This is a genomic window from Streptomyces sp. NPDC026659, assembly GCF_040638245.1.
Taxonomy (GTDB): Bacteria; Actinomycetota; Actinomycetes; order Streptomycetales; family Streptomycetaceae; genus Streptomyces.
The window spans coordinates 174,456-197,925 of sequence record NZ_JBEZXY010000012.1; the positions used below are offsets into that span (position 1 = coordinate 174,456).

The window sequence follows — 23,470 nt, forward strand, 5'->3', positions numbered from 1 at the left end:
GGTGCCCCACGGGGTGGCAGCAGAACCCCGCGCCTCGGTCTGACCAGCCGAGGTGACACCTCACAGAAAGGCTTCTGTGCATGTGGCATGTCACAGAGCACACGGACGCCGCCGCTCCCCCGGACGTGCCCGAGCTGGACACGGTCCTGCGGGGCGGCCCCTTCCACGTGGCGCTGCGCGCCGCGATCGCCGCGCGCGGGCTGCCGCTCCAGCGTGTGCAGCACCATCTGACCCGCCACGGGGTCAAGGTGGGCCTGACCAGCCTGAGTTACTGGCAGCAGGGGGCGCGCCGACCGCAGCGCCCCGAGTCGCTGCGGGCCGTACGCGCGCTGGAGGAGATCCTGCGGCTGCCGGAGGAGTCCCTGATCCGGCTGCTTGCCGAGTCCGGTGACTGCTCCGTGCACGGGCGCCCGGCGACCCGTTCCTACCGCTCCCTGCTGGAGACCTCCGGCGTGCTGCGCCGCCTCCAGGCCGAGCTGGGCTGGACCTCCGACGGCGGCCTGCACGTCCTCGGCCACCATGAACGCGTCCGGATCGGCACCCGGCGCGAGCTGGCGGCCCGCGAGTCCGAGCACATCGTGCGCGCCCACCGCGACGGCGTGGACCGCTTCGTCGCCGTCCATCAGGGCGACCCCGGCTGCGACCCGCGCGGCATGGCCGTCCGCGCCCTGGAGAACTGCCGCACCGGGCGCGTCCTGTTCGACCGGGACACCGGGGTCCTGGCCGCGGAGCTGCTCTTCGGCACTCCGCTACGCCGGGGCGACACCTTCCTGTTCCGGTACGGCGTGGCCGACGGCACGGGCGGCGTCTCGCACGAGTACGTGCACCGGTTCGGCGCGCTGGGCGGGCAGTACGCGCTCCAGGTCCGTTTCGACAGCCCCGCGCTGCCGGTCCGCTGCCACCGCTTCAGCCAGGTCTCCCCGGCAGCGCCGCGCGGCGGCCGCGTCGAGTTGCCGGTGACCCACCCGTACCGCAGCGTCCACGTGGTCGAGCCCCGGGTCCGGCCGGGGATGGTGGGGATTGCCTGGGAGTGGGAGGGCCCGGTGGACGGTCCGGCGGAGGGAGCGGCGCGGGCTTAGCGGAGGGAGCGACGCAGGCTCGGTCGGGTCCGGCCCCGTCGGCCGGGGTCAGGCCCCGGGGCCCGCGACGATCCTGCCCGCCGAGACCTTCACCGGCAGTTCGTTCAGCGGCACGGTGGCCGGGGCCGCGAGCACCTTGCCGGTCGCGGCGTCGAACTCGCTGCCGTGGCAGGGGCAGGTCAGGGTCGTGCCCTGGAGCTTGTTGATCGCACAGCCCGCGTGCGTGCAGATCGTGCTGTACGCCTTCAGGGCGCCGTCGGCACCCCTGCTGACGACCACGTTGTGGTCCCGGTAGAGCTTGGCCCCGCCCTTGGCCAGCTCGCTCTCCGCGCCGAGGTCGACGGGCGCGGTCGGGGTCGGCGCGGGAGAGCCGCCCGGCGCCGCGCAGGCGGCCAGGCCGAGCCCGGCGACCGGGGCCACGGCGGCCCCTCGAAGGACAGTACGGCGGCTCGCGGACGGCTGGGCCAGCATGAGGCTCTCCACAGGTCAGACGGTGTGCGACCCGACGATACCCGGGCAGAGCGGACCGGCCCGGGGCGGGGCACCCGGGCGACTCCGGGGCAGGGCACCCGGGCGGCTCCGGGACGGGGCGCACGGGCGAGCCCGGGGGGCGGGGAGAACGGGCGGGTCGGGGGCCGGGAGCACGCCGGAGCGCGGAAGTCGCGTCGCCCACACGGCGGGCGGCCGCGTCCCTCACACACAGGCAGCCGCATCTCCCGCCCGTAAACGCTTGCGCAAGCGTTTACGGCTGGGTGGTGGATGGGATACCTTCCCGCCCGGAGAGCTCTCGGCCGGTCGCGCCGGGTGTTCGCCACGGGTACGGACCACCGACGGTCCGTCCTCAGCCAGGAGGGCTCACCCGTGCCCCCGGCGGACACCCCGGGGAGGGAACCGCGATGCCCACCATGGCCGACGTCGCCCGGCGCGCCGGAGTCTCCGTGGCGACCGTGTCCCACGTGCTCAACGACACGCGCCCGGTCCTGCCCCACACCCGGCAGGCCGTCCTGGACGCGGTGGACGCCCTCGGCTACACCCCGAACACCCTCGCGCGCTCCCTGGTGACCTCCCGCACCCGTTCCATAGGGCTCGCGGTGTCCGCGATCAGCAATCCGTACTTCACCGAGATCCTCCAGGGCGTCGAGGCCGCCGCCCTCGCCGAGGGCTACAGCCTCCTCATCGCCGACCCGCACGACGACCCCGAGCACGAGCTGAAGGTCGTACAGCTGCTGCACGAGCGCCGCGTGGACGGCATGATCGTCGCCCCCTCGGCCCGGCCGGACGAGCTGGTGGCCTACCTCCGCCGCCAGGCCGTGCCGACGGTGTTCCTGGACCGTGTGATCACGCGGGACGACGACGATGGCAGTGGCAGTGGCGACGGCGAGGTGGCCGAGAGACCCGCCGGACCGGGCCGCGACGGTCAACTCACGTCACAAGCGGGCGGTTTCGATCAGGTCTGTGCCGAGAACAGCGAGCCGATGGCCCGGCTGGTCACCCACCTCGCCGGTCTCGGCCACCGTCGCATCGGCCTGATCGCCGGGCTGCCCGGCCTGAGTACCACCAGCGAGCGAATCACCGGGTACCGTCGGGGCCTGGCCGCAGCCGGGCTCCCCTACGACGCGGACCTGGTCGTGTCCGGCAGTTCCGAGTCGGCCGCCGCCGAGCACGCTACGGCCGACCTGCTTTCCCGGCCCGCCGCGCCCACGGCCCTCGTCACCGCCAACAACGCGATGACCATCGGCACCCTGCGCGCGCTGCGCGAGCGGGGGCTGAGCGTGCCGGGCGACATCGCCCTGTGCTCCTTCGACGACTTCGCCTGGGCCGACCTCTTCTCGCCCCGGCTCACCGCCGTCGCGCAGCCCAGCCGCGAGATGGGCGCCCGGGCCGTACAGGTGCTGCTCGACCGCCTGGCCGCACCGGACCGGCCGACCAGGACCGTCCGGCTGCCCTGCGCCTTCGTCCACCGCACCTCCTGCGGATGCCCGGAGGAGGTGCGCGGCGGGGCCGAGGGCGCCGACGCGCGCCCGGCCGGGGTGAACACGGAAGCATCCGCGCAGTCCGAGAAGGGAACCACCACGTGATCGTCGTCGCCGGTGAGGCACTGATCGACCTGGTACCGCAGGGCCCCGGCGCCCTGGCCGGCCTCAAGCCCGCGCTCGGCGGCGGCCCGTACAACACGGCCGTGGCCCTCGGCCGCCTGGGCTCCCCCACCGCCTTCACCTCCCGCACCTCGCACGACGCCTTCGGGGAGGCCCTGCTCGACGGGCTGCGGCAGGCGGGTGTGGACGTGTCCGGCGTCCAGCGCGGGCCGGAGCCCACCACCCTCGCGGTGGCCACGATCGACTCCGACGGCTCGGCCGCCTACTCCTTCTACGTGGAGGGCACCGCCGACCGCCTGTTCATCGCCCCGCCCGAACTCCCCGCCGGTACCCGTGCGGTGTCCTTCGGCACCTGCTCGCTCGTCCTGGAGCCCGGGGCGAGCGCCTACTCGGAGCTGATGCGGACCGCCGCCGGTCAGGGCCTGTTCACCGCGCTCGACCCCAACATCCGCGCGGGGCTGATCCCGGACGCGGACGCCTACCGGGCCCGTTTCCGCGACTGGCTGCCCTCGGTGACGCTGCTGAAACTGTCCGAGGAGGACGCGGCGTGGCTCGGCGGCAGCCCGGCCGAGTGGCTGGCCGCCGGTCCGTCGGCCGTCGTGCTCACCCGGGGCGGCGACGGCCTCACCGTCTTCACACGGGACGGCGCGGAGTACTCCGTGCCCGGCGAGAAGGTCGACGTCGTGGACACCATCGGCGCCGGTGACACCGTGAACGCGGCCCTGCTGCACGGTCTTTCGGCCCAGGACGCGCTGTCCGCGCGGGCGCTGGCCGGGCTCGGCGCCGACGGCTGGCACCGGCTGCTGCGCTTCGCCGCGCGCGCCGCGGCGCTCACCTGCTCCCGGGCGGGGGCGGAGCCGCCGTACGCGGCGGAGCTGGGCGGATGGTGACCTGGGCCGGGCCGTGCGGCCCGGGCGTCTGACGGTGGAACGCGCGGTGCCCCCGGAAAAGTTTCCCGGGGGCACCGTTTTCTGACGAACCGTCAGCCAGCAGGCGTCAGGCCTTGCGGGCCCGCGTCGTCTTCGTCGCGGCCGCCGTCTTCTTCGTCGCCGCCGTGGTCTTCTTGGCCGCGGCCGCCTTCTTGGTGGCGGTGCTGTTGACCTTGGCGGTCGCCGTCGTGGCGGTCGTGGCCTTCTTCGCGGCCACCGTCTTGGCCGTCTTGCGAGCCGTCGTGGCGCGCTTCTTGACCGGCTCCGCGTCGCTGATCCGGTCGGCGCCCAGGACCTCGCGCAGGAACTTGCCGGTGTGGCTGGCCGGAACCGCCGCGACCTCCTCGGGCGTGCCCTCGGCGACCACGATGCCGCCTCCGGCGCCGCCCTCCGGGCCCATGTCGATGAGCCAGTCGGCGGTCTTGATCACATCGAGGTTGTGCTCGATGACGATGACCGAGTTGCCCTTGTCCACCAGGCCGGAGAGCACCTTCAGCAGCTTGCTGATGTCCTCGAAGTGCAGACCGGTGGTCGGCTCGTCCAGGACGTAGACCGTGCGGCCGGTGGAGCGCTTCTGGAGCTCGCTGGCGAGCTTGACGCGCTGCGCCTCACCGCCGGACAGGGTGGTGGCGGACTGGCCCAGCCGGACGTAGCCGAGGCCGACGTCCTTCAGGGTGCGCAGATGCCGGGAGATCGCGGGGACGGCCTCGAAGAACTCGGTCGCCTCCTCGATCGGCATGTTCAGCACGTCGGCGATGGACTTGCCCTTGTAGTGGACCTCCAGGGTCTCCCGGTTGTACCGGGCGCCGTGGCAGACCTCGCACGGGACGTACACGTCCGGGAGGAAGTTCATCTCGATCTTGATCGTGCCGTCGCCCGCGCAGTTCTCGCAGCGGCCGCCCTTGACGTTGAAGGAGAAGCGGCCGGGCAGGTAGCCCCGGACCTTCGCCTCGGTGGTCTCCGCGAAGAGCCTGCGGACGTGGTCGAAGACGCCGGTGTACGTCGCCGGGTTGGACCGGGGGGTGCGGCCGATGGGCGACTGGTCGACGTGCACGACCTTGTCCACCAGGTCGTCGCCGTCCACGCGCGTGTGCCGTCCGGGGACGTTGCGCGCGCCGTTCAGCTCGCGGGCCAGGTGGGTGTAGAGGATGTCGTTGACCAGCGTGGACTTGCCGGAGCCGGACACGCCCGTGACGGCCGTGAACACGCCCAGCGGGAAGGCCACGTCGATGTCCCGCAGGTTGTTCTCGCGGGCGCCGCGCACGACGAGCTGCCGGCCCGGGTCGATCGGGCGGCGGATGTCCGGGAGCGGGATGGCCTTGCGGCCCGAGAGGTACTGCCCGGTCTGCGACTCGGGGTTGGCGAGCAGTTCCTTGAGGTCACCGCTGTGCACGACCTTGCCGCCGTGCTCACCGGCGCCGGGGCCGATGTCCACGATCCAGTCGGCGACCTTGATGGTGTCCTCGTCGTGCTCGACCACGATGAGCGTGTTGCCCATGTCGCGCAGCCGGACCAGGGTCTCGATCAGCCGGTGGTTGTCCCGCTGGTGCAGACCGATGGACGGTTCGTCCAGGACGTAGAGCACGCCGACCAGGCCGGAGCCGATCTGGGTGGCCAGGCGGATGCGCTGGGCCTCGCCGCCGGACAGGGTGCCCGCCGCGCGGTTGAGCGAGAGGTAGTCCAGGCCGACGTCGACCAGGAACCGCAGCCGCTCGTTGACCTCCTTCAGCACCCGCTCCGCGATCTTCTTGTCGCGGGCGTTCAGCTTCAGCTCGCCCAGGAAGTCCGCGCAGTCGCTGATCGACATGCCCGAGACCTCGGCGATCGACTTCCCCATGATCGTGACCGCGAGGACGATCGGCTTCAGCCGCGTGCCCTCGCAGGAGGGGCAGGGCACCTCGCGCATGTAGCCCTCGAAGCGCTCACGGCTGGAGTCGCTCTCGGCCTCGCTGTGCCGCCGCTTCACGAAGGGCACAGCGCCCTCGAAGGGCGTGGTGTAGCGCCGCTCGCGGCCGTACCGGTTGCGGTAGCGCACCTCGATCTGGGTCTTGTGGCCGTACAACAGGGCCTTCTTGGCCCGCTGCGGCAGCCCGGCGAACGGGATGTCGGTGCGGAAGCCGAGCGACTCCGCGAGGGCGCCGACCAGACGGCCGAAGTAGTCCTTGGTGTGGCCGTGCGACCAGGGGTGGATCGCGCCCTCGTCGAGGGACTTCTCCTCGTCCGGGACGATCAGCTCCGGGTCGACCTCCATGCGGGTGCCGATGCCGGTGCACTCGGGGCAGGCGCCGAACGGCGAGTTGAAGGAGAAGGAGCGGGGCTCCAGCTCCTCGAAGGAGAGGTCGTCGTACGCGCAGTACAGATGCTCCGAGTACATGCGCTCGCGCTCGGGGTCGTCCTCGGGGAGGTCCACGAAGTCGAGCACGACCATGCCGCCGGACAGGCCGAGGGCGGTCTCCACGGAGTCGGTGAGGCGGCGCTTGGCAGAGTCCTTCACCGTGAGGCGGTCGACGACCACCTCGATGGTGTGCTTCTCCTGCTTCTTCAGGGTCGGCGGCTCGGAGAGCTGGATGGTCTCGCCGTCCACCCGCGCGCGGGAGTAGCCCTTGGTCTGGAGCTCGGCGAAGAGGTCCACGAACTCGCCCTTGCGCTCGCGCACCAGCGGGGAGAGGACCTGGAAGCGGCTGCCCTCGGGCAGCTCCAGGACCTTGTCCACGATGGCCTGCGGCGACTGGCGCGCGATCGGACGGCCGCACTCGGGGCAGTGCGGCTTGCCCACGCGCGCGAAGAGCAGGCGCAGGTAGTCGTAGACCTCGGTGATGGTGCCGACCGTGGAGCGGGGGTTGCGGGAGGTCGACTTCTGGTCGATGGAGACGGCCGGGGAGAGGCCCTCGATGAAGTCGACGTCGGGCTTGTCCATCTGGCCGAGGAACTGCCGGGCGTACGAGGAGAGCGACTCCACGTAGCGACGCTGGCCCTCGGCGAAGATCGTGTCGAAGGCCAGGGAGGACTTGCCCGACCCGGACAGGCCCGTGAAGACGATGAGTGCGTCACGCGGCAGGTCGAGCGAGACATTCTTCAGGTTGTGCTCGCGCGCGCCACGGACGATGAGACGGTCGGCCACGCCGGTCCGCACCTTTCTTGAGAGAAGTGACAGGGGCGGGGCCCCCGTGCTCTTCCAGGCTAGGGGGAGCCACTGACAACGCCGGTCGGATTCCCTGTTGCACAACAACCTCGGGGCCCTGAACATGCCCGGCGCCACTCACGACGATATAGCACGCGCTTTCGATTACCGGGCCAGGTTCGCCACCTTCACCCGAAGGAGTGGCGGGGCTAGGGTTCGGCGCATGATCGACGATGCTCATGACCTGGCATGTGTACACGCGGCGACGGAACGGCTCCTGAGCGATGCCGCCGGACTGGACAACGCGTCACTGGCCGAGCCGTCACGGCTTCCCGGCTGGAGTCGCGGACACGTCCTCGCCCATCTCTCCCGGAACGCCGACGCCCTCGTGAACGTCCTCGATGGCCGCCCCATGTACACCGACGCCGCGACCCGCGACGCCGACATCAACCGCGACGCCCCGCGGCCGCCCGCCGCCCAGCTCGACGACCTGCGCGAGAGCGCCGACCGGTTCCGGCGCACGGCCGGGGCCCCGGCGGACCGGAATCGCGTCGTGGAGCTGCGCAACGGCGTCACCGACATCGCGGCCCGGGTGCCGTTCCGGCGGTGGGCCGAGGTCGAGCTGCACCACGTGGACCTCGGGACCGGCTACGAGCTGGAGGACCTCCCGGCGGAGTTCACCGAGCGGGAGACCGACTTCCTCACGGAGCGGTTCACGGGGCACACGGACGTGCCGTCGACGGTTCTGGTCTCCGACACGGGACGGACCCGGACGACCGGCGGCGGCGCCCCGGGCGGTCCGGTCACGGTCGAGGGACCGGCCGCCGAGCTGCTCGGCTGGCTCTCCGGCCGCCGCGACGGCTCCGCGCTGACGGTCCGGGGCGGGGCGCTGCCCGAACTGCCCCCGCTCTGAGGTCCCGGCTCCCGTTCCTCGGCGCCCCGCCGCACGCTCCCCCGCTATAGGCTGATCACCATGACGTACAGCGGCGAGGTCAAGGTCGGCGGGCCGGCCGACGTGCACGAGCTCAAAGACCTGATGATCACGAAGATCGCGGTCGGCCCGATGAACAACAACGCCTATCTGCTGCGCTGCCGGGCCACCGACGAGCAACTGCTGATCGACGCGGCCAACGACGCGCCCTCGCTCCTCGGCACGATCGGTGACGACGGCATCGCGTCCGTCGTCACCACGCATCAGCACGGCGACCACTGGCAGGCCCTCGCCGACGTCACCGCCGCCACGGGCGCGCGCACCTACGCCGGCCGCGAGGACGCCCCCGGCATCCCGGTCACCACGGACGTCCTGGTGGACGACGGCGACGTCATCCGCGTGGGACAGGTGGAACTCACCGCCCGCCACCTCGTCGGCCACACCCCCGGCTCCATCGCCCTGGTCTACGACGACCCGCACGGCCACCCGCACGTCTTCACGGGCGACTGCCTCTTCCCGGGCGGCGTCGGCAACACGCACCAGGACCCCGAGGCGTTCGCGAGCCTCATCCACGACGTGGAGACGAAGATCTTCGACGTGCTGCCCGACGAGACCTGGGTCTACCCCGGTCACGGCGACGACACCACCCTGGGCGCCGAGCGCCCGCACCTGCCGGAGTGGCACGCGCGCGGCTGGTGAGACGGCGCCCTGCCGCGCCCGCTACGCGTCCGCCCGCGCCGCCCCGGCCAGCGTGGCCACCCGCTCGACCGCGAAGACGTAACCCTGCACTCCGCAGCCCGCGATCACACCGTCGGCGCGCAGCGAGACGTACGAGTGGTGCCGGAACGACTCGCGCTGGTGGATGTTGGAGATGTGCACCTCGACGACGGGCATCCCGTCGCAGGTGTTGAGCGCGTCCAGGATCGCGACCGAGGTGTGGGAGTAGGCGGCGGGGTTGATGACGATCCCGGCGTGGCCGAGCCGTGCCTCGTGGATCCAGTCCACCAGTTCGCCCTCGTGGTTGGACTGCCGGAAGTCCACGGTGCCGCCGTACCCCGCCGCCGCCGCGACGCACATCGCCTCCACGTCGGCGAGCGTGTCCTTGCCGTAGATCTCGGGCTGCCGCTGGCCGAGGAGATTCAGATTGGGCCCGTTGAGAATCATGATCGGGGCGCTGGCCAGGGTGCGGGGCACGGTTCCTCCGGTCCGTAAGGGGTGCGGTACGTCCACGACCGCTCGTCGGACCGGTCTATCACGGCGGCTTGGGGCGGTGCCGGACGGCTACGGATTGACCGCCAGCTCCAGGTAGGCCGCGAACACGACCAGGTGGACGCCGCCCTGGAGCGGGGTGGCGCGGCCGGGTACGACCGTCAGGGTGCCGACGATCACGGTCAGCGCGAGCAGCAGCATGTGCGTGGAGCCGAGGCCCAGCACGAGCGGGCCGGGCAGCCAGAAGGAGGCCAGGGCGACGGCGGGGATGGTCAGGCCGATGCTGGCCATGGCGGAGCCGAGCGCGAGGTTGAGGCTGGTCTGCACGCGGTCGCGGCGGGCGGCGCGCAGGGCGGCGATCGTCTCGGGCAGCAGCACGAGCAGGGCGATGATCACGCCGACGACCGCATGGTGCAGCCCCGCCCGCTCCACCGCGGACTCGATGGTGGGCGAGACCCCCTTGGCCAGGCCGACCACTCCCACCAGTGCGAGGCCGAGCAGACCGAGGCTGATCCAGGCGCGGCGGGCGGTCGGGGGCTCGGCGTGCCGGTCGGCGGCGATGATCTCGCCCTCCCGGGTGACCGGGAGGAAGTAGTCGCGGTGCCGCACGGTCTGGGTGGCCACGAACAGGCCGTAGAGGATGAGCGAGGACAGCGCGGCGAACGACAGTTGCACGCTGGAGAACTCGGGGCCGGGCTTGCTGGTGGTGAACGTCGGCAGGACGAGGCTGAGCGTGGCCAGGGTCGCCACCGTCGCGAGGGCCGCTCCGGTGCCCTCGGGGTTGAACACCGCCGTGCCGTGGTGCAGCGAGGCGACCAGGAGGCAGAGGCCGAGGATGCCGTTGCAGGTGATCATCACGGCGGCGAAGACGGTGTCCCGGGCCAGGGTGGAACCCTTCTCTCCCCCGTCGATCATGAGGGTGACGATCAGCGCCACTTCGATGATCGTCACGGCGACGGCCAGCACCAGGGAGCCGAAGGGTTCGCCGACCCGGTGGGCGACGACCTCCGCGTGGTGCACGGCGGCGAGGACGGCCCCGGCGAGTACCAGGGTGATCAGCGCGACGAACCCCACGGGCAGCTCGCGCCCCCAGGTGAGGGCCAGCAGGACGATCGCGAGCACCGGCACGAGGAGCGTCCACCGTGCGGCGAGCGACCTGAGCCGAGTGATCATGCAGCGATGCTGGCAGAGACGGGCACGCTTCGCATTCCGTCTCTGCCGGGCATCGCTCCGGGTGCCGCTCCGGGGTCAGGCGTCCACGTCGGCCTTCGCCTGGTCCTTGTCGCCCTTGCCCTCGGCCGCCTCCAGGGCCGCCTGCTTGCGGGTCGCGAGCAGGCTGGTGACCGTGGTGACGATCAGGACGCCGCAGATCACGCCGAGGGAGACCGGGATGCTGATCTCCGGGACGTGGACCCCGGACTCGTGCAGGGCGTGCAGCACCAGCTTGACGCCGATGAAGCCGAGGATGATCGACAGGCCGTAGGACAGGTGCACCAGCTTGCTCAGCAGGCCGCCTATGAGGAAGTACAGCTGCCGCAGACCCATCAGGGCGAAGGCGTTGGCGGTGAAGACGATGTACGGATCCTGGGTCAGGCCGAAGATCGCGGGGATCGAGTCCAGCGCGAAGAGCACGTCGGTGGTGCCGATGGCCAGCATCACGACCAGCATCGGGGTCATGACCCGCTTGCCGTTCTGCTGGATCCAGAGCTTGGTGCCGTGGTACCGGTCGGCCACGCCGAACCTGTGCTCGGCCGCCTTCAGGAGCTTGTTCTCCTCGTACTCCTCGTCCTCCTGGTCGGACCGGGCGTCCTGGACGAGCTTCCAGGCGGTCCAGATCAGGAAGGCGCCGAAGAGGAAGAACACCCACGAGAAGCTGGCGATGATCGCGGCTCCGGCGGCGATGAAGATCGCCCGCAGGACCAGGGCTATGAGCACGCCGATGAGCAGAACGCGCTGCTGGTACTGCTTGGGGACGGCGAACTTCGCCATGATCAGGACGAAGACGAAGAGGTTGTCGACGCTCAGCGACTTCTCGGTGATGAAGCCGGCGAAGAACTCTCCGGCCGGGCGGCCGCCGCCGAAGACGAACAGGCCGAGGCCGAAGAGTCCGGCCAGGGCGATCCAGACGGCCGTCCAGATGCCCGCTTCCTTGATGGAGACCTCGTGCGGCTTGCGGCCGATGAAGAAATCGACGGCGATCAGCGCGGCGAGGCCCGCGATGGTGAGGACCCAAAGGGTCACGGAGACTTCCACTGCACCTCCGGCATGGGGTAACGGCAAACACATCAGCTTGTCGCTGCTGCCGGAGGTCTCTTCCACCCGCTGTACGGGCCGACGCCCCGGGACCATTCGGGTCCGTACTGACGGGTGCGCCGCGATGAGGAGTACTCCCCTCCGTACGGACGACAGTACCCCAATACCCAAGGAACAGTAAAGAGAAAGGTAAAATAAAGATCAAGTCAGCAGGTCAAGCCCCCTTTGCCATTGCTTGATCATGTCTCCCTCTACAGGTGCGGCAGGATCGTCGGCATCAGGTCCTGGAAGGTGCGGCCCCGGGCCGGCTCGCCGAGCGCCGTCAGCTTCCAGCCCTGGCCCGCGCGGTGGACCTTGGCCATGATCTGGGCGGTGTACTCGCCGCCGCCCGCCAGCGTGTAGCGGGCCAGCTCCTGACCGTTGGTCTCGTCGACCAGACGGCAGAAGGCGTTCTCCACCTCCTGGAAGGTCTGGCCCGAGAACGAGTTCACCGTGAACACGATCTGGTCGATGTGGGCCGGGACGCGCTGGAGGTCCACGAGGACGGCCTCGTCGTCCCCGCCGTGGCCGACGCCGCCGACCAGGTTGTCCCCGGTGTGCCGGACGGAGCCGTCGTCGCTCACGAGGTGACGGAAGAAGACGACGTCGACCGGCTGCTTCTCGGCGAAGAGGACCGCCGAGGCGTCCAGGTCGATCTCGCGGGTGCGCGAGCCGAACAGGCCGCGCCGCTTGGCCGCCTGCCAGCCGAGGCCCATGCGGACCGCGGTCAGGCTGGCCCCGTCCTGCTTCTCCAGACTGATGGCCTGGCCCTTGGACAAGTTGACGGACACGGCTGATTCCCCTCTCGGCGTTTCCCCTGTTGCCGCGTGTCACGCGGTTGTCAGGAACCCTACGCAGGGGCACCGGACGTGCCGACCCCCGCCCCGCGCTTTGTGTCGGTGTTGCAACACATCGCACGCGGGCGGGGGCCGGACCGCGTTCGGAGGGTCAGGCGAGGCCCGCCTCCCGCATCTGGCGCAGCTCCTTCTTCATCTCGGAGACCTCGTCGCGCAGCCGGGCGGCGATCTCGAACTTCAGCTCGGCGGCCGCGGCGCGCATCCGCTCGGTCATCTCCTCGATCTGCTCCGCCAGCTCGGCCGCCGGACGGTCGGTCGGCGCGGCGGCCTTGCCCCGCCCGGCCTTCGTGGACTTCGCGGCCTTGGTGTCGGCGTCCTTGGCGTTCTTCGCCGCCTTGCCGCCGAGCGACGGCACGGGCGCCTTGGCCGGCTTGCCGTCCTTCTGCTTGCGGTAGCCCGAGCCGAGCAGCTGCTCGGTGTCCACCTCTTCGCGGGCGATCTGCGCGACGATGTCGTTGATCTTCTTGCGCAGCGGCTGCGGGTCGATGCCGTTGGCCTTGTTGTAGGCGACCTGCTTCTCACGGCGCCGGTTGGTCTCGTCGATGGCCTTCGCCATCGCCGGGGTGATCTTGTCGGCGTACATGTGGACCTGGCCGGAGACGTTGCGCGCCGCGCGGCCGATGGTCTGGATCAGCGAGGTCCCCGAGCGCAGGAAGCCCTCCTTGTCGGCGTCGAGGATGGCCACGAGGGACACCTCGGGCAGGTCCAGGCCCTCGCGCAGGAGGTTGATGCCGACCAGGACGTCGAACTCGCCGGCCCGCAGCTCGCGCAGCAGCTCCACGCGGCGCAGGGTGTCCACGTCGCTGTGCAGGTAGCGCACCTGGATACCGAGTTCCAGGAAGTAGTCGGTGAGGTCCTCGGCCATCTTCTTGGTGAGGGTGGTGACCAGGACGCGCTCGTCCTTCTCGGTGCGCTCGCGGATCTCGTGCACCAGGTCGTCGATCTGGCCCTCGGTGGGCTTGACCACCACCTCGGGGTCGACCAGTCCGGTCGGTCGGATGATCTGCTCCACGACACCGTCGCCGCGGGAGAGTTCGTAGGCGCCCGGGGTCGCGGACAGGTAGACGGTCTGGCCGACACGCTTCTGGAACTCCTCCCACTTCAGCGGGCGGTTGTCCAGCGCGGAGGGCAGCCGGAAGCCGTGGTCGACCAGGGTGCGCTTGCGGGAGGCGTCGCCCTCGTACATGGCGCCGATCTGCGGGACCGTGACGTGGGACTCGTCGATGACGAGCAGGAAGTCGTCCGGGAAGTAGTCCAGCAGGGTGTTGGGCGCGGAGCCGGGGAGCCGACCGTCGAAGTGCATCGAGTAGTTCTCGACGCCGGAGCAGCTGCCGATCTGGCGGAGCATCTCGATGTCGTAGGTGGTGCGCATCCGCAGCCGCTGGGCCTCCAGGAGCTTGCCCTGCTTCTCCAGCTCCGACAGACGCTCGACGAGCTCCTTCTCGATGTCGTTGACCGCCCGCTCCAGGCGCTCCGGACCGGCGATGTAGTGCGAGGCCGGGAAGACGTAGAGCTGCTGGTCGTCGGTGATGATCTCGCCGGTGACGGGGTGGAGCGTGGACAGCGCCTCGATCTCGTCCCCGAACATCTCGATCCGGACGGCCAGTTCCTCGTAGACCGGGAAGATCTCGATGGTGTCGCCGCGCACGCGGAAGGTGCCGCGGGTGAAGGCCATGTCGTTGCGCGTGTACTGGATGTCGACGAAGCGACGCAGCAGCTCGTCGCGGTCGATCTCGTCGCCCACGCGCAGCGGGACCATGCGGTCCACGTACTCCTGCGGGGTGCCGAGGCCGTAGATGCAGGACACCGAGGCGACCACGATCACGTCACGTCGGGTGAGCAGGGAGTTCGTCGCCGAGTGGCGCAGGCGCTCGACCTCCTCGTTGATCGAGGAGTCCTTCTCGATGTAGGTGTCCGACTGCGGGACGTACGCCTCGGGCTGGTAGTAGTCGTAGTACGAGACGAAGTATTCGACCGCGTTGTTCGGCAGGAGCTCGCGGAACTCGTTGGCCAGCTGGGCGGCCAGTGTCTTGTTCGGCGCCATCACGAGGGTGGGGCGCTGGAGCTTCTCGATCATCCACGCCGTGGTGGCGGACTTGCCGGTGCCGGTCGCGCCGAGCAGGACGACGTCCTTCTCCCCGGCCTCGATGCGCTTGGCCAGGTCGGCGATGGCCGCCGGCTGGTCGCCGCTGGGCTGGTAGGGGCTGACGACCTCGAAGGGCGCCACCGTGCGTTCGATCTGGGAAACGGGCCGCATGGCATCCACCGTACGACCCCCCACTGACAACGGGCCCGGGTCAGTGGCCGCGCGGGGCCCGGGAGCCCTGCGCCCCGGCATGGCCGACGGGCAGGCGGGCGGGCCGGTGCGGCGCGCGAAGGTGCTGGTGGGAGGCGATGGTGGCGGCCGGGACACCCGGTTTGGACTCGGTGGCCGGGCGGCCCTGTCCGCCCTTGACCATCAGCGGGTCGAAGATGACGACGACGCCCGCGAGGAGCAGCAGGGCGAGCGGTCCGACGAGGATCGGCAGGAGCGCCTCGGCAGGCGCGCCGGGCGGGGTGGCGTGGGCGGTGTGGTGCAGGTGGACGCCGAGGGCGGCCATGCCGGTGTAGTGCATGCCGGTGACGGCGAGGCCCAGGAGGAGGCTCGCGCCGACGCTGCCCGCGAGGCCCCGGACACGTCCGGCGGCCCACAGGGCAGTCGTGGCGGCTGCGACGGCGATAACGACGGAGGCGGCCACGGTGAGCGTGTTGTAGGCGAAGTGCCCGCCGAAGCGGACCGCCGCCATGCCGAGGTAGTGCATTGAAGCGACGCCCAGACCGGTGATCGTGCCGCCGGTGACGAGCGAGGTGCGGTCGGTACCCCGGTAACCGACGATGAAGATCCCGACGCCGACCATGACGACGGCGAGTCCGAGGCTCGCCCAGGTCATGGGGCCGTCGAAGCGGAGCGGCGTCCCGGCGATGGAGAAGCCCATCATGGCGATGAAGTGCATGGTCCAGATGCCGGAGCCGATCGCGACCGACCCGAGCGCCAGCCACGCGGACCGCCACACGCGTGTGACCAGCAGGGACCGTGCCACACAGCGCAGTCCGAGGGCGCCGCCGAGGCACGCCATCAGATAGCCCGCAAGAGGGGTGACCACCCCGTAGTCGAAGCCGTCGACCGTGCCCTGCATCCGCGGCTGCCCTTCCGCCCAAACGTGTATCCGGAACACCCGGAACACTCCCCTGGCCCAGGACCGCGGCAGGCGGTCGGGATTGACGCAGAGAGTATGACCGCCACCGGAATGGTCGAATGATTATCCGGCAAAGAATCACGGCCTTACCCCACTTGTGCGGCAGCGGTGTGCACGGTTGGCCCACTCCGTTCATCCTGTGATCCTTCTGCGCACGCGTGCCGTTGACGCTCTGCTGTCACCCTGGAGCTGTCGGTGTTCGCTGGACGTGAGGAGTACCCATGCACGCGCACGCAGTCGCCACCGTGGTCACCGCGGCCCTGGGAACGGCGGTCCTGCTGGCCCCCGCCTCCGACACGCGGCCGGTCCGGACCGCGGTCCAGCCCACGGTGATCGCTCACCGGGGCGCCTCCGCGTACGCGCCCGAGAACACCCTGGCCTCCATCGACAAGGCCGCGAAGCTGGGCTTCACCTGGGTCGAGAACGACGTGCAGCGCACCAAGGACGGCCGCCTTGTCGTCATCCACGACGACAACCTGGCGCGCACCACCAATGTCGAGAAGGTCTTCCCGCACCGCGCGCCCTGGAAGGTGAAGGACTTCACCGCCGCCGAGATCGCCCGCCTGGACGCGGGCAGTTGGTACTCCCGCGCGTACACGGGCACGCGCGTGCCGACGCTGGAGCAGTACATGCGTCGCGTCGAGCACAACCACGAGAAGCTGCTCCTGGAGGTCAAGAACCCCGAGCTGTACCCCGGCATCGAGCGGCAGATCCTGAAGACCCTGGGCAACGAGGGCTGGCTGGACCGGGCGCATCTGAAGCGGCTGATCGTGCAGAGCTTCAGCGCGGACAGCGTGCGCGAGGTGCACCAGCTCAAGCCCGCCGTCACCACCGCCCTGCTGGGCCGCCCGGCGGTGACCAGGATCAGCGGGTACGCCCGTTACGTCGACCTGATCAACCCCTCCCACGGCACCCTCTCCACCAGCTACGTCTCCACCGTGCACGCCTTCATCGGAGCGCACGGCAAGCCGCTGCGGGTCTTCGCCTGGACGGTGAACGACGCGGCCACGGCCCGCAAGGTCAGGGCCTACGGCGTGAACGGTGTGATCACCAACAAGCCCGACGTGGTACGGGCGGCGCTGAGCGCGAACTGAGCGGCGAGGGGCGTTGTCAGTGCCGGGTCGTACGGTGGGCGCATGGACAGCCATGGGCAGGACGAGCAGCGGGTCGTGTGGACCGTCGTGGACACCGGCATCGGCCCGCTGATGCTGGCGGCGACCCGCCAGGGACTGGTCAACGTCGTCTTCCACGCCACGGACGCGATCAGCGAACGCGTCCGTGAGCGGCTGACGGCCCGGCTGGGCGCCGAGCCCGTGGAGGACCCGGACGCCCCGCTGCTGGTGGAGGCGATACGGCAGGTCCAGGCGTATCTCGCGGGTGAGCGCCGCGACTTCGACCTGCCCCTGGACTGGTCGCTGATCTCCGGCTTCAACCGCGAGGTGCTGCGCGAGCTGGCCTCCGGCGTCCCCTACGGCACGGTGGTGGGCTACGGCGACCTGGCGGGCCGGGTCGGCCAGCCAGGCGGGGCGCAGGCGGTGGGCGCGGCGATGGGCGCCAACCCGCTGCCCGTGGTCGTCCCGTGCCACCGGGTGGTCGAGAGGGACGGCGGCATCGGCGGATTCGGAGGCGGTCTGGAGACCAAGCGCCAGTTGCTCGCGCTGGAGGGCGTGCTGCCGGAACCACTGTTCTGACGGGCCCGCGCGCAGGATTGCCTCCGGTCGGGCACCCGGGATTCCGGCCGGCCGGACACCCCGGCTCTGTTTAGCCGGGCGCCCCGCCCGCCAGAAAGGGAGTGGGGACCGACTGACGGGAGGCGGGCACATGGTGCTGGTGATGTCGGAGGAAGTCCGGGAGGCGATGTCCGCCGGACGGCCCGTGGTGGCCCTGGAATCGACGATCATCGCGCACGGTCTGCCCCGCCCGGACAATCTGCGGGTCGGTCTGGAACTGGAGGACGCGGTGCGCCGGGAGGGCGCCGTGCCCGCGACCGTCGCCGTGCTGGACGGGCGCGCCCGCATCGGCCTCACCAAGGACGAGTTGGAGCGGGTCGCCGGGGAGGACGGGATCAGGAAGCTGAGCCACCGCGATCTGCCCCTGGCGGTCGCCACCGGGGCGAGCGGCGCCACGACGGTATCGGCGACGGCCCGGCTCGCGGCGCTGGCGGGCATCCGCGTGTTCGCCACCGGAGGTCTCGGCGGAGTGCACCGGCAGTGGACGCTCACCCAGGACGAGTCGGCGGACCTGGGCCTGCTGGCCCGCACCCGGATCACTGTGGTGTGCGCGGGGGTGAAGTCGGTCCTGGACGTACCGGCGACGCTGGAGCGTCTGGAGACGCTGGGCGTCAGCGTCGCCGGTTACCGCACGGACCGGTTCCCCGGCTTCTACCTGTCGGACTCCGGCTTCCCGGTGGACTGGACGCTCGACGGCCCGGAGCAGGTGGCCGAGGTGATGCGGGCACAGGACGCGCTCGGCGCGCAGGAGTCGGCGCTGCTCGTCGCCAACCCGGTCCCGCCGGAGCAGCAGCTCGATCCCGGCCTGCACGCGCGCGTGCTCGCGGATGCGCTGGACGCGTGCGAGCGGGAGGGCGTCACCGGCCAGGCGGTCACACCGTTCCTGCTGGGCTATCTGGTCCGGCACACGGACGGGGCGTCGCTGCGGGCCAACCTGGCGGCGGTGCGCGGCAATGTGCGACTGGCGGCGCGGATCGCCGTGGCGTGGACCGGGAAGTGACCGGCCCGGCCGGCGGCCTGCTGGTCGTCGGTGATGTGATCACCGACGTCGTGGCCCGGCACCCGGGACCGCTCGCGACCGGCACCGACACCGCCGCCGTGATCCGCACGCTGCCGGGCGGCGCGGGCGCCAACGTGGCCTGCTGGGCCGCCCACGCGGGCTGTGCCGACGTACGGCTCCTGGCGCGGGTCGGCGCGGACGCGGCGGGGTGGCACGAGCGGGAGCTGCGCGCGGCCGGGGTGCGGCCCCGGCTGGTGGTCGATCCGGCGGCGCCTACCGGCACCGTGATCTGCCTGGTCGACGCCGGGGCGGCGGCCGAGCGCACGTTCCTCACGTGCAGCGGCGCCTCGCTGCGGCTCGAACCCGCCGACTGGTCGGACGCGTTGCTCGACGGCGTCGGCCGACTGCATCTGTCGGGCTATCTGCTGTTCGCGGAGTCGAGCCGGGCGCTGGCGCGGGCGGCGCTTACCGCGGCACGCGCGCGTGGGGTGCCGGTCAGCCTCGACCCGGCCTCGGCGGGCTTCCTCGCGGAACTCGGCGTGGACCGGTTCCTCGCGTTCGCGCGAGGGCTCGACGTGCTGCTGCCCAGCCGGGACGAGGCGTGTCTGCTGACCGGCCGGCCCGACTGGGCGGACGCGGCGGCCGAGTTGAGCGGGGTGGTCCCGGTCGTGGTGGCCAAGTCGGGGGCGGACGGGGCGCTGGTGGCCCGGTCGGGCTCGGTCCGGAAGCGGATTCCGGCCGTTCCGGCGACGCCTCGGGACACCACGGGCGCCGGTGACGCGTTCACCGGCGCGTTCCTCGCCGCCCTGGTCGCGGGCGCGTCCGTCGAGGAGGCGGCGGAGCGGGGGTGCCGGTCCGGGGCGCGGGCGGTGGAGCGGGTGGGAGGCCGGCCTCCGTATCCGGGACCGGGTACGGAGGGCACGAGCGCACCCGGTCGGTACGAGGCGCACCGGCCGGACCCCGCCGCGCCCGCGCCCGGCCCGTGAGGGCGTCAGGCCTTGCGGCCCCACGCCGAGATCATCGGGGCCGTGGCGAGGTCCATGCCGCCCGACTCCACGTTGGCCAGGTGCCGGTCGATCTCCTCGTCGGTGGCGATCCCCACCGCGACGAGCCGGTCGCGGATCTGCCGGACGGTGGCGGACTCCAGGGCGGTGCAGGCGGGTGAGGTGACGGGGAAGTACGCGTCGGCCTCGACCTCGCGCAGTCCGGCGTCGCGGAGCAGGCGCGGGAGCTTGCGGCCGTAGGAGAGGTCGGCGCCGCGTCCGGCGAGCAGGGTGCGGAAGCCCTGGCGCAGCCGGTTCGCCAGCTCCTGCTCGGGGCCGTACTCGTCGGGGCAGAGGAGGGGCTGCAGGGCGGGGTCGGCGTCCTCGACGAGCAGGTGGCCGCCCGGCTTGAGCGCGTCGATCATCGAGCGCAACGCCCGTTCCCGGTCGGGGACGTGGACGAGGACCAGCCGGGCGTGCACCAGGTCGAAGCGCTGTCCGGGCGGCTCCTCGGCGCCCACGTCGTGGACCAGCACCCGGACCGGGGGCCGGGCCGCGGCGGTGAGCCGGGTGGTGTCGATGTCGGTGGCGACGACCTCGCCGGTGAGACCGACCTTCCTGGCCAGCCAGGACACGACCGAGGTGCCGCCCGCCCCGACCTCCCAGCAGCGCTGACCGGGGCCGATGCCGAGGCGTTCGAGGTGGCGGAAGGTCGTGGGATCGAAGAGGGAGGCGAAGGCGTCGAAGCGTTCCTGCGCCTCCGTCCGGCGGTTGTCCAGCAGGTATCCGTCGGGTCGCGTCATGTCGTGATCATTCCAGCAACCAGCGGTTTCCCGTCCGTCGGCGTCCCATTGTCCACAGGCGGGAACAAAGCGGAACTCCCCATTCCCACAGGCTTTTCCGCGCTCGTCGCAGGACTGGCACACTGGCCGGGCACGGCGCGAAAGCGCCACGTGAGGAGATCCAGGGCAAGGAGATCCAGATGACCATGGCGGGCAATCTGCGGAGGGTCACGGGGCTGAGCGGGGTCGGCGGCCTGCGCAAGGTGGCACGGCTGGCCAGACGGCGTCCCCGGGTCGACCTGAGCCATCCGGCCAGGTCACCCCTCGGTTCCTCGGTGGTCAACTGCGTGACGTACCAGGACGGTGTCCGGGTGTCCGGTGCCCCCGATCTGGTGGACGCGGTGCGGAGGGTCCGCAAGAGCGGGGAGGGCTTCGTCTGGCTGGGACTGCACGAGCCCACGGCCCAGGAGTTCGCCGGTATCGCCGAGCTGTTCGACCTGCATCCGCTGGCGGTGGAGGACGCGGTGGAGGCCCATCAGCGCCCGAAGCTGGAGCGGTACGGGGAGACACTGTTCGCGGTCTTCAAAACGGTCTGTTACGTGGAGCACGAACAGCTGACGGCGACCAGCGAGGTCGTGGACACCGGCGAGATCATGGTGTTCCTCGGCGAGGACTTCGTCGTCACGGTCCGGCATGGCCGGCACGGCTCGCTCGGTCCCCTGCGGGAGGAGCTGGAATCACGGCCCGAGCAGCTCGCGAAGGGTCCGGCGGCGGTGCTGTACGCCATCGCGGACCATGTCGTGGACGAGTATCTGAACGTCACGGACGCGGTGCAGGCGGACATCGACCTGGTCGAGACGGACGTGTTCGCGGAGAACGGCGCGCGGACGGACCCAGGCCGGATCTACCAGATGAAGCGCGAACTCCTGGAGCTGAAGCGGGCGGTGGTGCCGCTCGGGCGGCCACTGGAGGATCTGGCGACCCGGCCGATACGCGTGGTGGACCCGGAGATCCAGGCGTACTTCCGGGACGTGCTGGACCACTTGATACGGGCCAGGGACCAGATCGCCGCCTTCGACGAACTGCTCAACTCGATCCTCCAGGCGCATCTGGCGCAGGTGACGGTCGCGCAGAACGAGGACATGCGGAAGATCACGGCCTGGGCGGCGGTGATCGCCGTGCCGACGATGGTGTGCGGTGTGTACGGCATGAACTTCGAGCACATGCCGGAGCTGGACTGGCGGTACGGCTATCCGCTCGTCATGTCCGTGACCGCACTGTTCTGTGCGGTGGTCTACCGGGGCTTCCGGCGCAACGGCTGGCTCTGACGCCCGCCGGGGCCTCCGGCCGGTCAGCCGTTCCAGGCGGGGTGCCGCGGGTCGTCGGCGCGCACCAGGACGTCGGCCGTGCCGGCGGGGTCGGTCTCCGTCTCGTAGCGGGCGAAGGCGGGGAGCGTCCAGTGGCCGTCCTCCGGGGTGCGGCGGCGCAGGGCGCCCGGAGAGAGAAGGAGGTGGACGGTCAGGTCGAAGGGGAACCAGTGACGCAGAAGGAGGGGCCCATGCATCAACAGCACCGCACCGGGCGGTAGTCGGACGTACGGGCTGCGGGTGGCACGGTCGGTGTCCGCGTCCCACAGGTCCGGCAGCACCCGCCCGTCGCCACCGGGGTCCAACGGTCCGAAGACCTCGCGCCACAGCGCGCCCGTGTCGAACCAGCCGCTGTAGTACGACTCCTCGTCACGCCGTCCGTGTTCGAGACGCAGCGAGGCCGGGCGCAGGAAGCCCTCGGTACCGACGACGAGCGAGGGTCGTCCACGTACCCGCAGCGCCTCCGCGACCCGCTCCGCGAGGTCTCCCGGCCGCGCCGCCGGCGCCCCGTCGAAACCCACCCGCGTCCAGGCGCTCCCGTCGGCGGGCTCCAGACCGCTGATCCGCTCGGCGAGCCGCTCCGCCAGCCGGTCCCAGGTGATCGCTTCGAGTCGCACGGGCCCATGATGCCGGGTCCTGGCGGACGGATGCCGGTCCCGCCGGGCGGTTGCCTGGTCGCGCCGGTCGGGTGCCTGGTGGGGGCGCGACCGGTGCCGACGGGACGACAGGGACCGGCGGGGCACGGGAGCGGGAACCGCACGGGTGCCGGGCGGGCACTGGACGGATGCCGGGGGAAACCGGACGGGTGTCGGGCGGAAACCGGGCGGATGCCGGACAGGCGCCCGGCGGTACGGCCGAATTCCGGGTGGTCCGGCACGGGACGGGGGCTCCGCCAGGGGGAATGAACCGCGTATGGCACGCTCCGCCGCTCCCCCGCCCTCCGGTTCGCCCGAGGAAGTCGCCCCCGGCTCCCCGGACGGGCTCGCACCCCCGGACGGCCACGGCTCCCCGAACGGTCCCGGCTCTCCGGACGCCCTCGCGGCCCTGGGCGGTCTCGTCGTGGTCCAGCCGCTGCGGCACAAGCGGTGTGCGGAGTGTCGGGGCGGACCGTTGTCGTTGCTCGTGCTGGAGGAGGGGATGCCCCGTTGCCTGGACTGTGCGGACCTCGGGCATCTGGTGTTCCTGCCGCGGGGTGACGCCGCGCTGACGCGGAGGTCGCGGGAGGAGAGCGGGTTGTGGGCGGTGGTGGTGCGGTTCAACCGGCGCAGAAGCCGGTACGAGCGGCAGGGGGTGCTGGTGGAGGAGGCCGCGCTGGCCCGTGCCGAGGCCCGCTGCCTGGCCGACGCCGAGGCCAGACGGCGGCGGCGGGCGCGGGACGCGGGCCGCAGGGCGGTGGAGGACGAGCGGTTCGTGGCGGACTTCGCGGCGGAGGTGCGGCGGCTGTTCCCGGGGTGTCCCGCCGAGCGGGCCCTGGCCATCGCGGCCCACGCGGGAGCGCGGGGCAGTGGACGGGTCGGGCGGAGCGCGGCGGGGCGGGCGCTGTCCGAGGAGGCGGTGACCTCGGCGGTCGTGGCCTCGGTGCGGCACATGGACACGCCGTACGACCGGTTGATCATGAGCGGTGTTCCGAGGTGGGAGGCCAGGGAGCGGATCGCGGAGACCGTGCGGGAGGTGGTGCGGGGGTGGGGCGGACGCCCGCTGCGCGCTCCGGCCGCCGGACATCGCCGCGGAGGAGCCGGACCGGCGAACAGGACGAGAGAAGGGAGAGGAGAGGTGATCGGATGAACCCCTGCGGGAGGGCGACGCGGCTCGGTGAAAGGCGAGGTCCGCCGCTCTGCGCGGGCGTCGGGCGCGACGT

Annotated in this window: 21 protein-coding genes; 11 read left to right on the forward strand and 10 right to left on the reverse strand. The window is 71.5% G+C overall.

Translation table 11 applies throughout. The annotated features are described in order from the left end of the window. Positions 1 to 80: 80 nt before the first annotated feature. Positions 81 to 1,079: a hypothetical protein gene (locus AB0E91_RS27540; protein WP_361787352.1), complete on the forward strand. Its 999-nt coding sequence runs from the start codon at positions 81 to 83 to the stop codon at positions 1,077 to 1,079. Positions 1,080 to 1,127: 48 nt separating this feature from the next. Here AB0E91_RS27540 and AB0E91_RS27545 read toward each other — a convergent pair whose 3' ends face one another. After that, the gene (locus tag AB0E91_RS27545) at positions 1,128 to 1,550 is read right to left on the reverse strand and encodes a Rieske (2Fe-2S) protein (protein ID WP_361787480.1); all 423 of its coding nucleotides are present in this window, start codon (positions 1,548 to 1,550) and stop codon (positions 1,128 to 1,130) included. 425 nt (positions 1,551 to 1,975) lie between these two features. On the opposite strand from AB0E91_RS27545, the gene AB0E91_RS27550 reads away from it, so the two are divergent. Together AB0E91_RS27550 and AB0E91_RS27555 are read left to right on the forward strand one after the other, a co-directional pair. After that, on the forward strand, positions 1,976 to 3,157 hold the full coding sequence (locus AB0E91_RS27550) for a LacI family DNA-binding transcriptional regulator (protein WP_361787355.1): 1,182 nt from the start codon (positions 1,976 to 1,978) through the stop codon (positions 3,155 to 3,157). Next, on the forward strand, positions 3,154 to 4,065 hold the full coding sequence (locus tag AB0E91_RS27555; RefSeq protein ID WP_361787358.1) for a carbohydrate kinase: 912 nt from the start codon (positions 3,154 to 3,156) through the stop codon (positions 4,063 to 4,065). The genes AB0E91_RS27550 and AB0E91_RS27555 overlap by 4 nt, the downstream gene beginning before the upstream one ends. Positions 4,066 to 4,171: 106 nt before the next feature. Here the strand turns inward: AB0E91_RS27555 and uvrA are convergent, their stop codons facing one another. After that, a complete protein-coding gene (gene uvrA / locus AB0E91_RS27560; RefSeq protein ID WP_361787361.1) occupies positions 4,172 to 7,225 on the reverse strand; it encodes an excinuclease ABC subunit UvrA in 3,054 nt (1,017 codons plus the stop codon). Positions 7,226 to 7,448: 223 nt separating this feature from the next. Between uvrA and AB0E91_RS27565 the strand changes: the two genes are divergently transcribed. Further along, complete coding sequence (locus AB0E91_RS27565; RefSeq protein WP_361787364.1) at positions 7,449 to 8,138, forward strand: maleylpyruvate isomerase family mycothiol-dependent enzyme; 690 nt, start codon at positions 7,449 to 7,451, stop codon at positions 8,136 to 8,138. Between the two features lie 60 nt (positions 8,139 to 8,198). Continuing rightward, positions 8,199 to 8,855, forward strand: coding sequence for an MBL fold metallo-hydrolase (locus AB0E91_RS27570; protein WP_161181430.1), 657 nt, complete (start codon positions 8,199 to 8,201; stop codon positions 8,853 to 8,855). A 21-nt stretch (positions 8,856 to 8,876) separates the two neighbouring features. Here the strand turns inward: AB0E91_RS27570 and aroQ are convergent, their stop codons facing one another. The 6 genes from aroQ to AB0E91_RS27600 form a co-directional block, all read right to left on the reverse strand. Next, positions 8,877 to 9,350, reverse strand: coding sequence for a type II 3-dehydroquinate dehydratase (gene aroQ / locus AB0E91_RS27575; protein WP_361787368.1), 474 nt, complete (start codon positions 9,348 to 9,350; stop codon positions 8,877 to 8,879). Between the two features lie 87 nt (positions 9,351 to 9,437). Beyond that, positions 9,438 to 10,538 (reverse strand): ionic transporter y4hA, encoded by a 1,101-nt coding sequence (locus AB0E91_RS27580; RefSeq protein WP_361787371.1) that lies wholly within the window; start codon positions 10,536 to 10,538, stop codon positions 9,438 to 9,440. A gap of 75 nt (positions 10,539 to 10,613) precedes the next feature. After that, positions 10,614 to 11,618, reverse strand: coding sequence for a TerC family protein (locus AB0E91_RS27585; RefSeq protein ID WP_361787374.1), 1,005 nt, complete (start codon positions 11,616 to 11,618; stop codon positions 10,614 to 10,616). 251 nt (positions 11,619 to 11,869) lie between these two features. After that, positions 11,870 to 12,448 (reverse strand): TerD family protein, encoded by a 579-nt coding sequence (locus AB0E91_RS27590; protein WP_361787377.1) that lies wholly within the window; start codon positions 12,446 to 12,448, stop codon positions 11,870 to 11,872. A gap of 157 nt (positions 12,449 to 12,605) precedes the next feature. Next, positions 12,606 to 14,771: an excinuclease ABC subunit UvrB gene (gene uvrB / locus AB0E91_RS27595; protein ID WP_361787380.1), complete on the reverse strand. Its 2,166-nt coding sequence runs from the start codon at positions 14,769 to 14,771 to the stop codon at positions 12,606 to 12,608. A gap of 40 nt (positions 14,772 to 14,811) precedes the next feature. Then, positions 14,812 to 15,690, reverse strand: coding sequence for an MHYT domain-containing protein (locus tag AB0E91_RS27600; protein ID WP_361787383.1), 879 nt, complete (start codon positions 15,688 to 15,690; stop codon positions 14,812 to 14,814). A gap of 281 nt (positions 15,691 to 15,971) precedes the next feature. Here AB0E91_RS27600 and AB0E91_RS27605 point away from each other — a divergent pair, with 281 nt between their 5' ends. The 4 genes from AB0E91_RS27605 (at position 15,972) to AB0E91_RS27620 (ending at position 19,466) form a co-directional block, all read left to right on the forward strand. After that, entirely contained in the window at positions 15,972 to 16,844 is an 873-nt protein-coding gene (locus AB0E91_RS27605) for a glycerophosphodiester phosphodiesterase family protein (protein WP_361787386.1), read from the forward strand. Between the two features lie 42 nt (positions 16,845 to 16,886). Next, positions 16,887 to 17,441, forward strand: coding sequence for a methylated-DNA--[protein]-cysteine S-methyltransferase (locus AB0E91_RS27610; protein WP_361787389.1), 555 nt, complete (start codon positions 16,887 to 16,889; stop codon positions 17,439 to 17,441). 130 nt (positions 17,442 to 17,571) lie between these two features. Next, positions 17,572 to 18,480 (forward strand): pseudouridine-5'-phosphate glycosidase, encoded by a 909-nt coding sequence (locus tag AB0E91_RS27615; protein ID WP_361787392.1) that lies wholly within the window; start codon positions 17,572 to 17,574, stop codon positions 18,478 to 18,480. Further along, on the forward strand, positions 18,465 to 19,466 hold the full coding sequence (locus AB0E91_RS27620) for a sugar kinase (RefSeq protein WP_361787395.1): 1,002 nt from the start codon (positions 18,465 to 18,467) through the stop codon (positions 19,464 to 19,466). Before AB0E91_RS27615 ends, AB0E91_RS27620 begins: the two co-directional genes overlap by 16 nt. Before the next feature lie 5 nt (positions 19,467 to 19,471). Here the strand turns inward: AB0E91_RS27620 and AB0E91_RS27625 are convergent, their stop codons facing one another. Further along, positions 19,472 to 20,266, reverse strand: coding sequence for a methyltransferase domain-containing protein (locus AB0E91_RS27625; protein WP_361787398.1), 795 nt, complete (start codon positions 20,264 to 20,266; stop codon positions 19,472 to 19,474). A 179-nt stretch (positions 20,267 to 20,445) separates the two neighbouring features. Between AB0E91_RS27625 and AB0E91_RS27630 the strand changes: the two genes are divergently transcribed. Next, positions 20,446 to 21,573 carry a magnesium and cobalt transport protein CorA gene (locus tag AB0E91_RS27630; protein WP_361787401.1) on the forward strand — a complete coding sequence of 376 codons (1,128 nt, stop codon included), beginning with the start codon at positions 20,446 to 20,448 and terminating at the stop codon, positions 21,571 to 21,573. 23 nt (positions 21,574 to 21,596) lie between these two features. Here AB0E91_RS27630 and AB0E91_RS27635 read toward each other — a convergent pair whose 3' ends face one another. Beyond that, positions 21,597 to 22,229 carry a uridine kinase gene (locus tag AB0E91_RS27635; RefSeq protein ID WP_361787404.1) on the reverse strand — a complete coding sequence of 211 codons (633 nt, stop codon included), beginning with the start codon at positions 22,227 to 22,229 and terminating at the stop codon, positions 21,597 to 21,599. Between the two features lie 295 nt (positions 22,230 to 22,524). Between AB0E91_RS27635 and AB0E91_RS27640 the strand changes: the two genes are divergently transcribed. Then, positions 22,525 to 23,397 (forward strand): DUF2293 domain-containing protein, encoded by an 873-nt coding sequence (locus AB0E91_RS27640; protein WP_361787407.1) that lies wholly within the window; start codon positions 22,525 to 22,527, stop codon positions 23,395 to 23,397. Positions 23,398 to 23,470 lie beyond the last annotated feature (73 nt).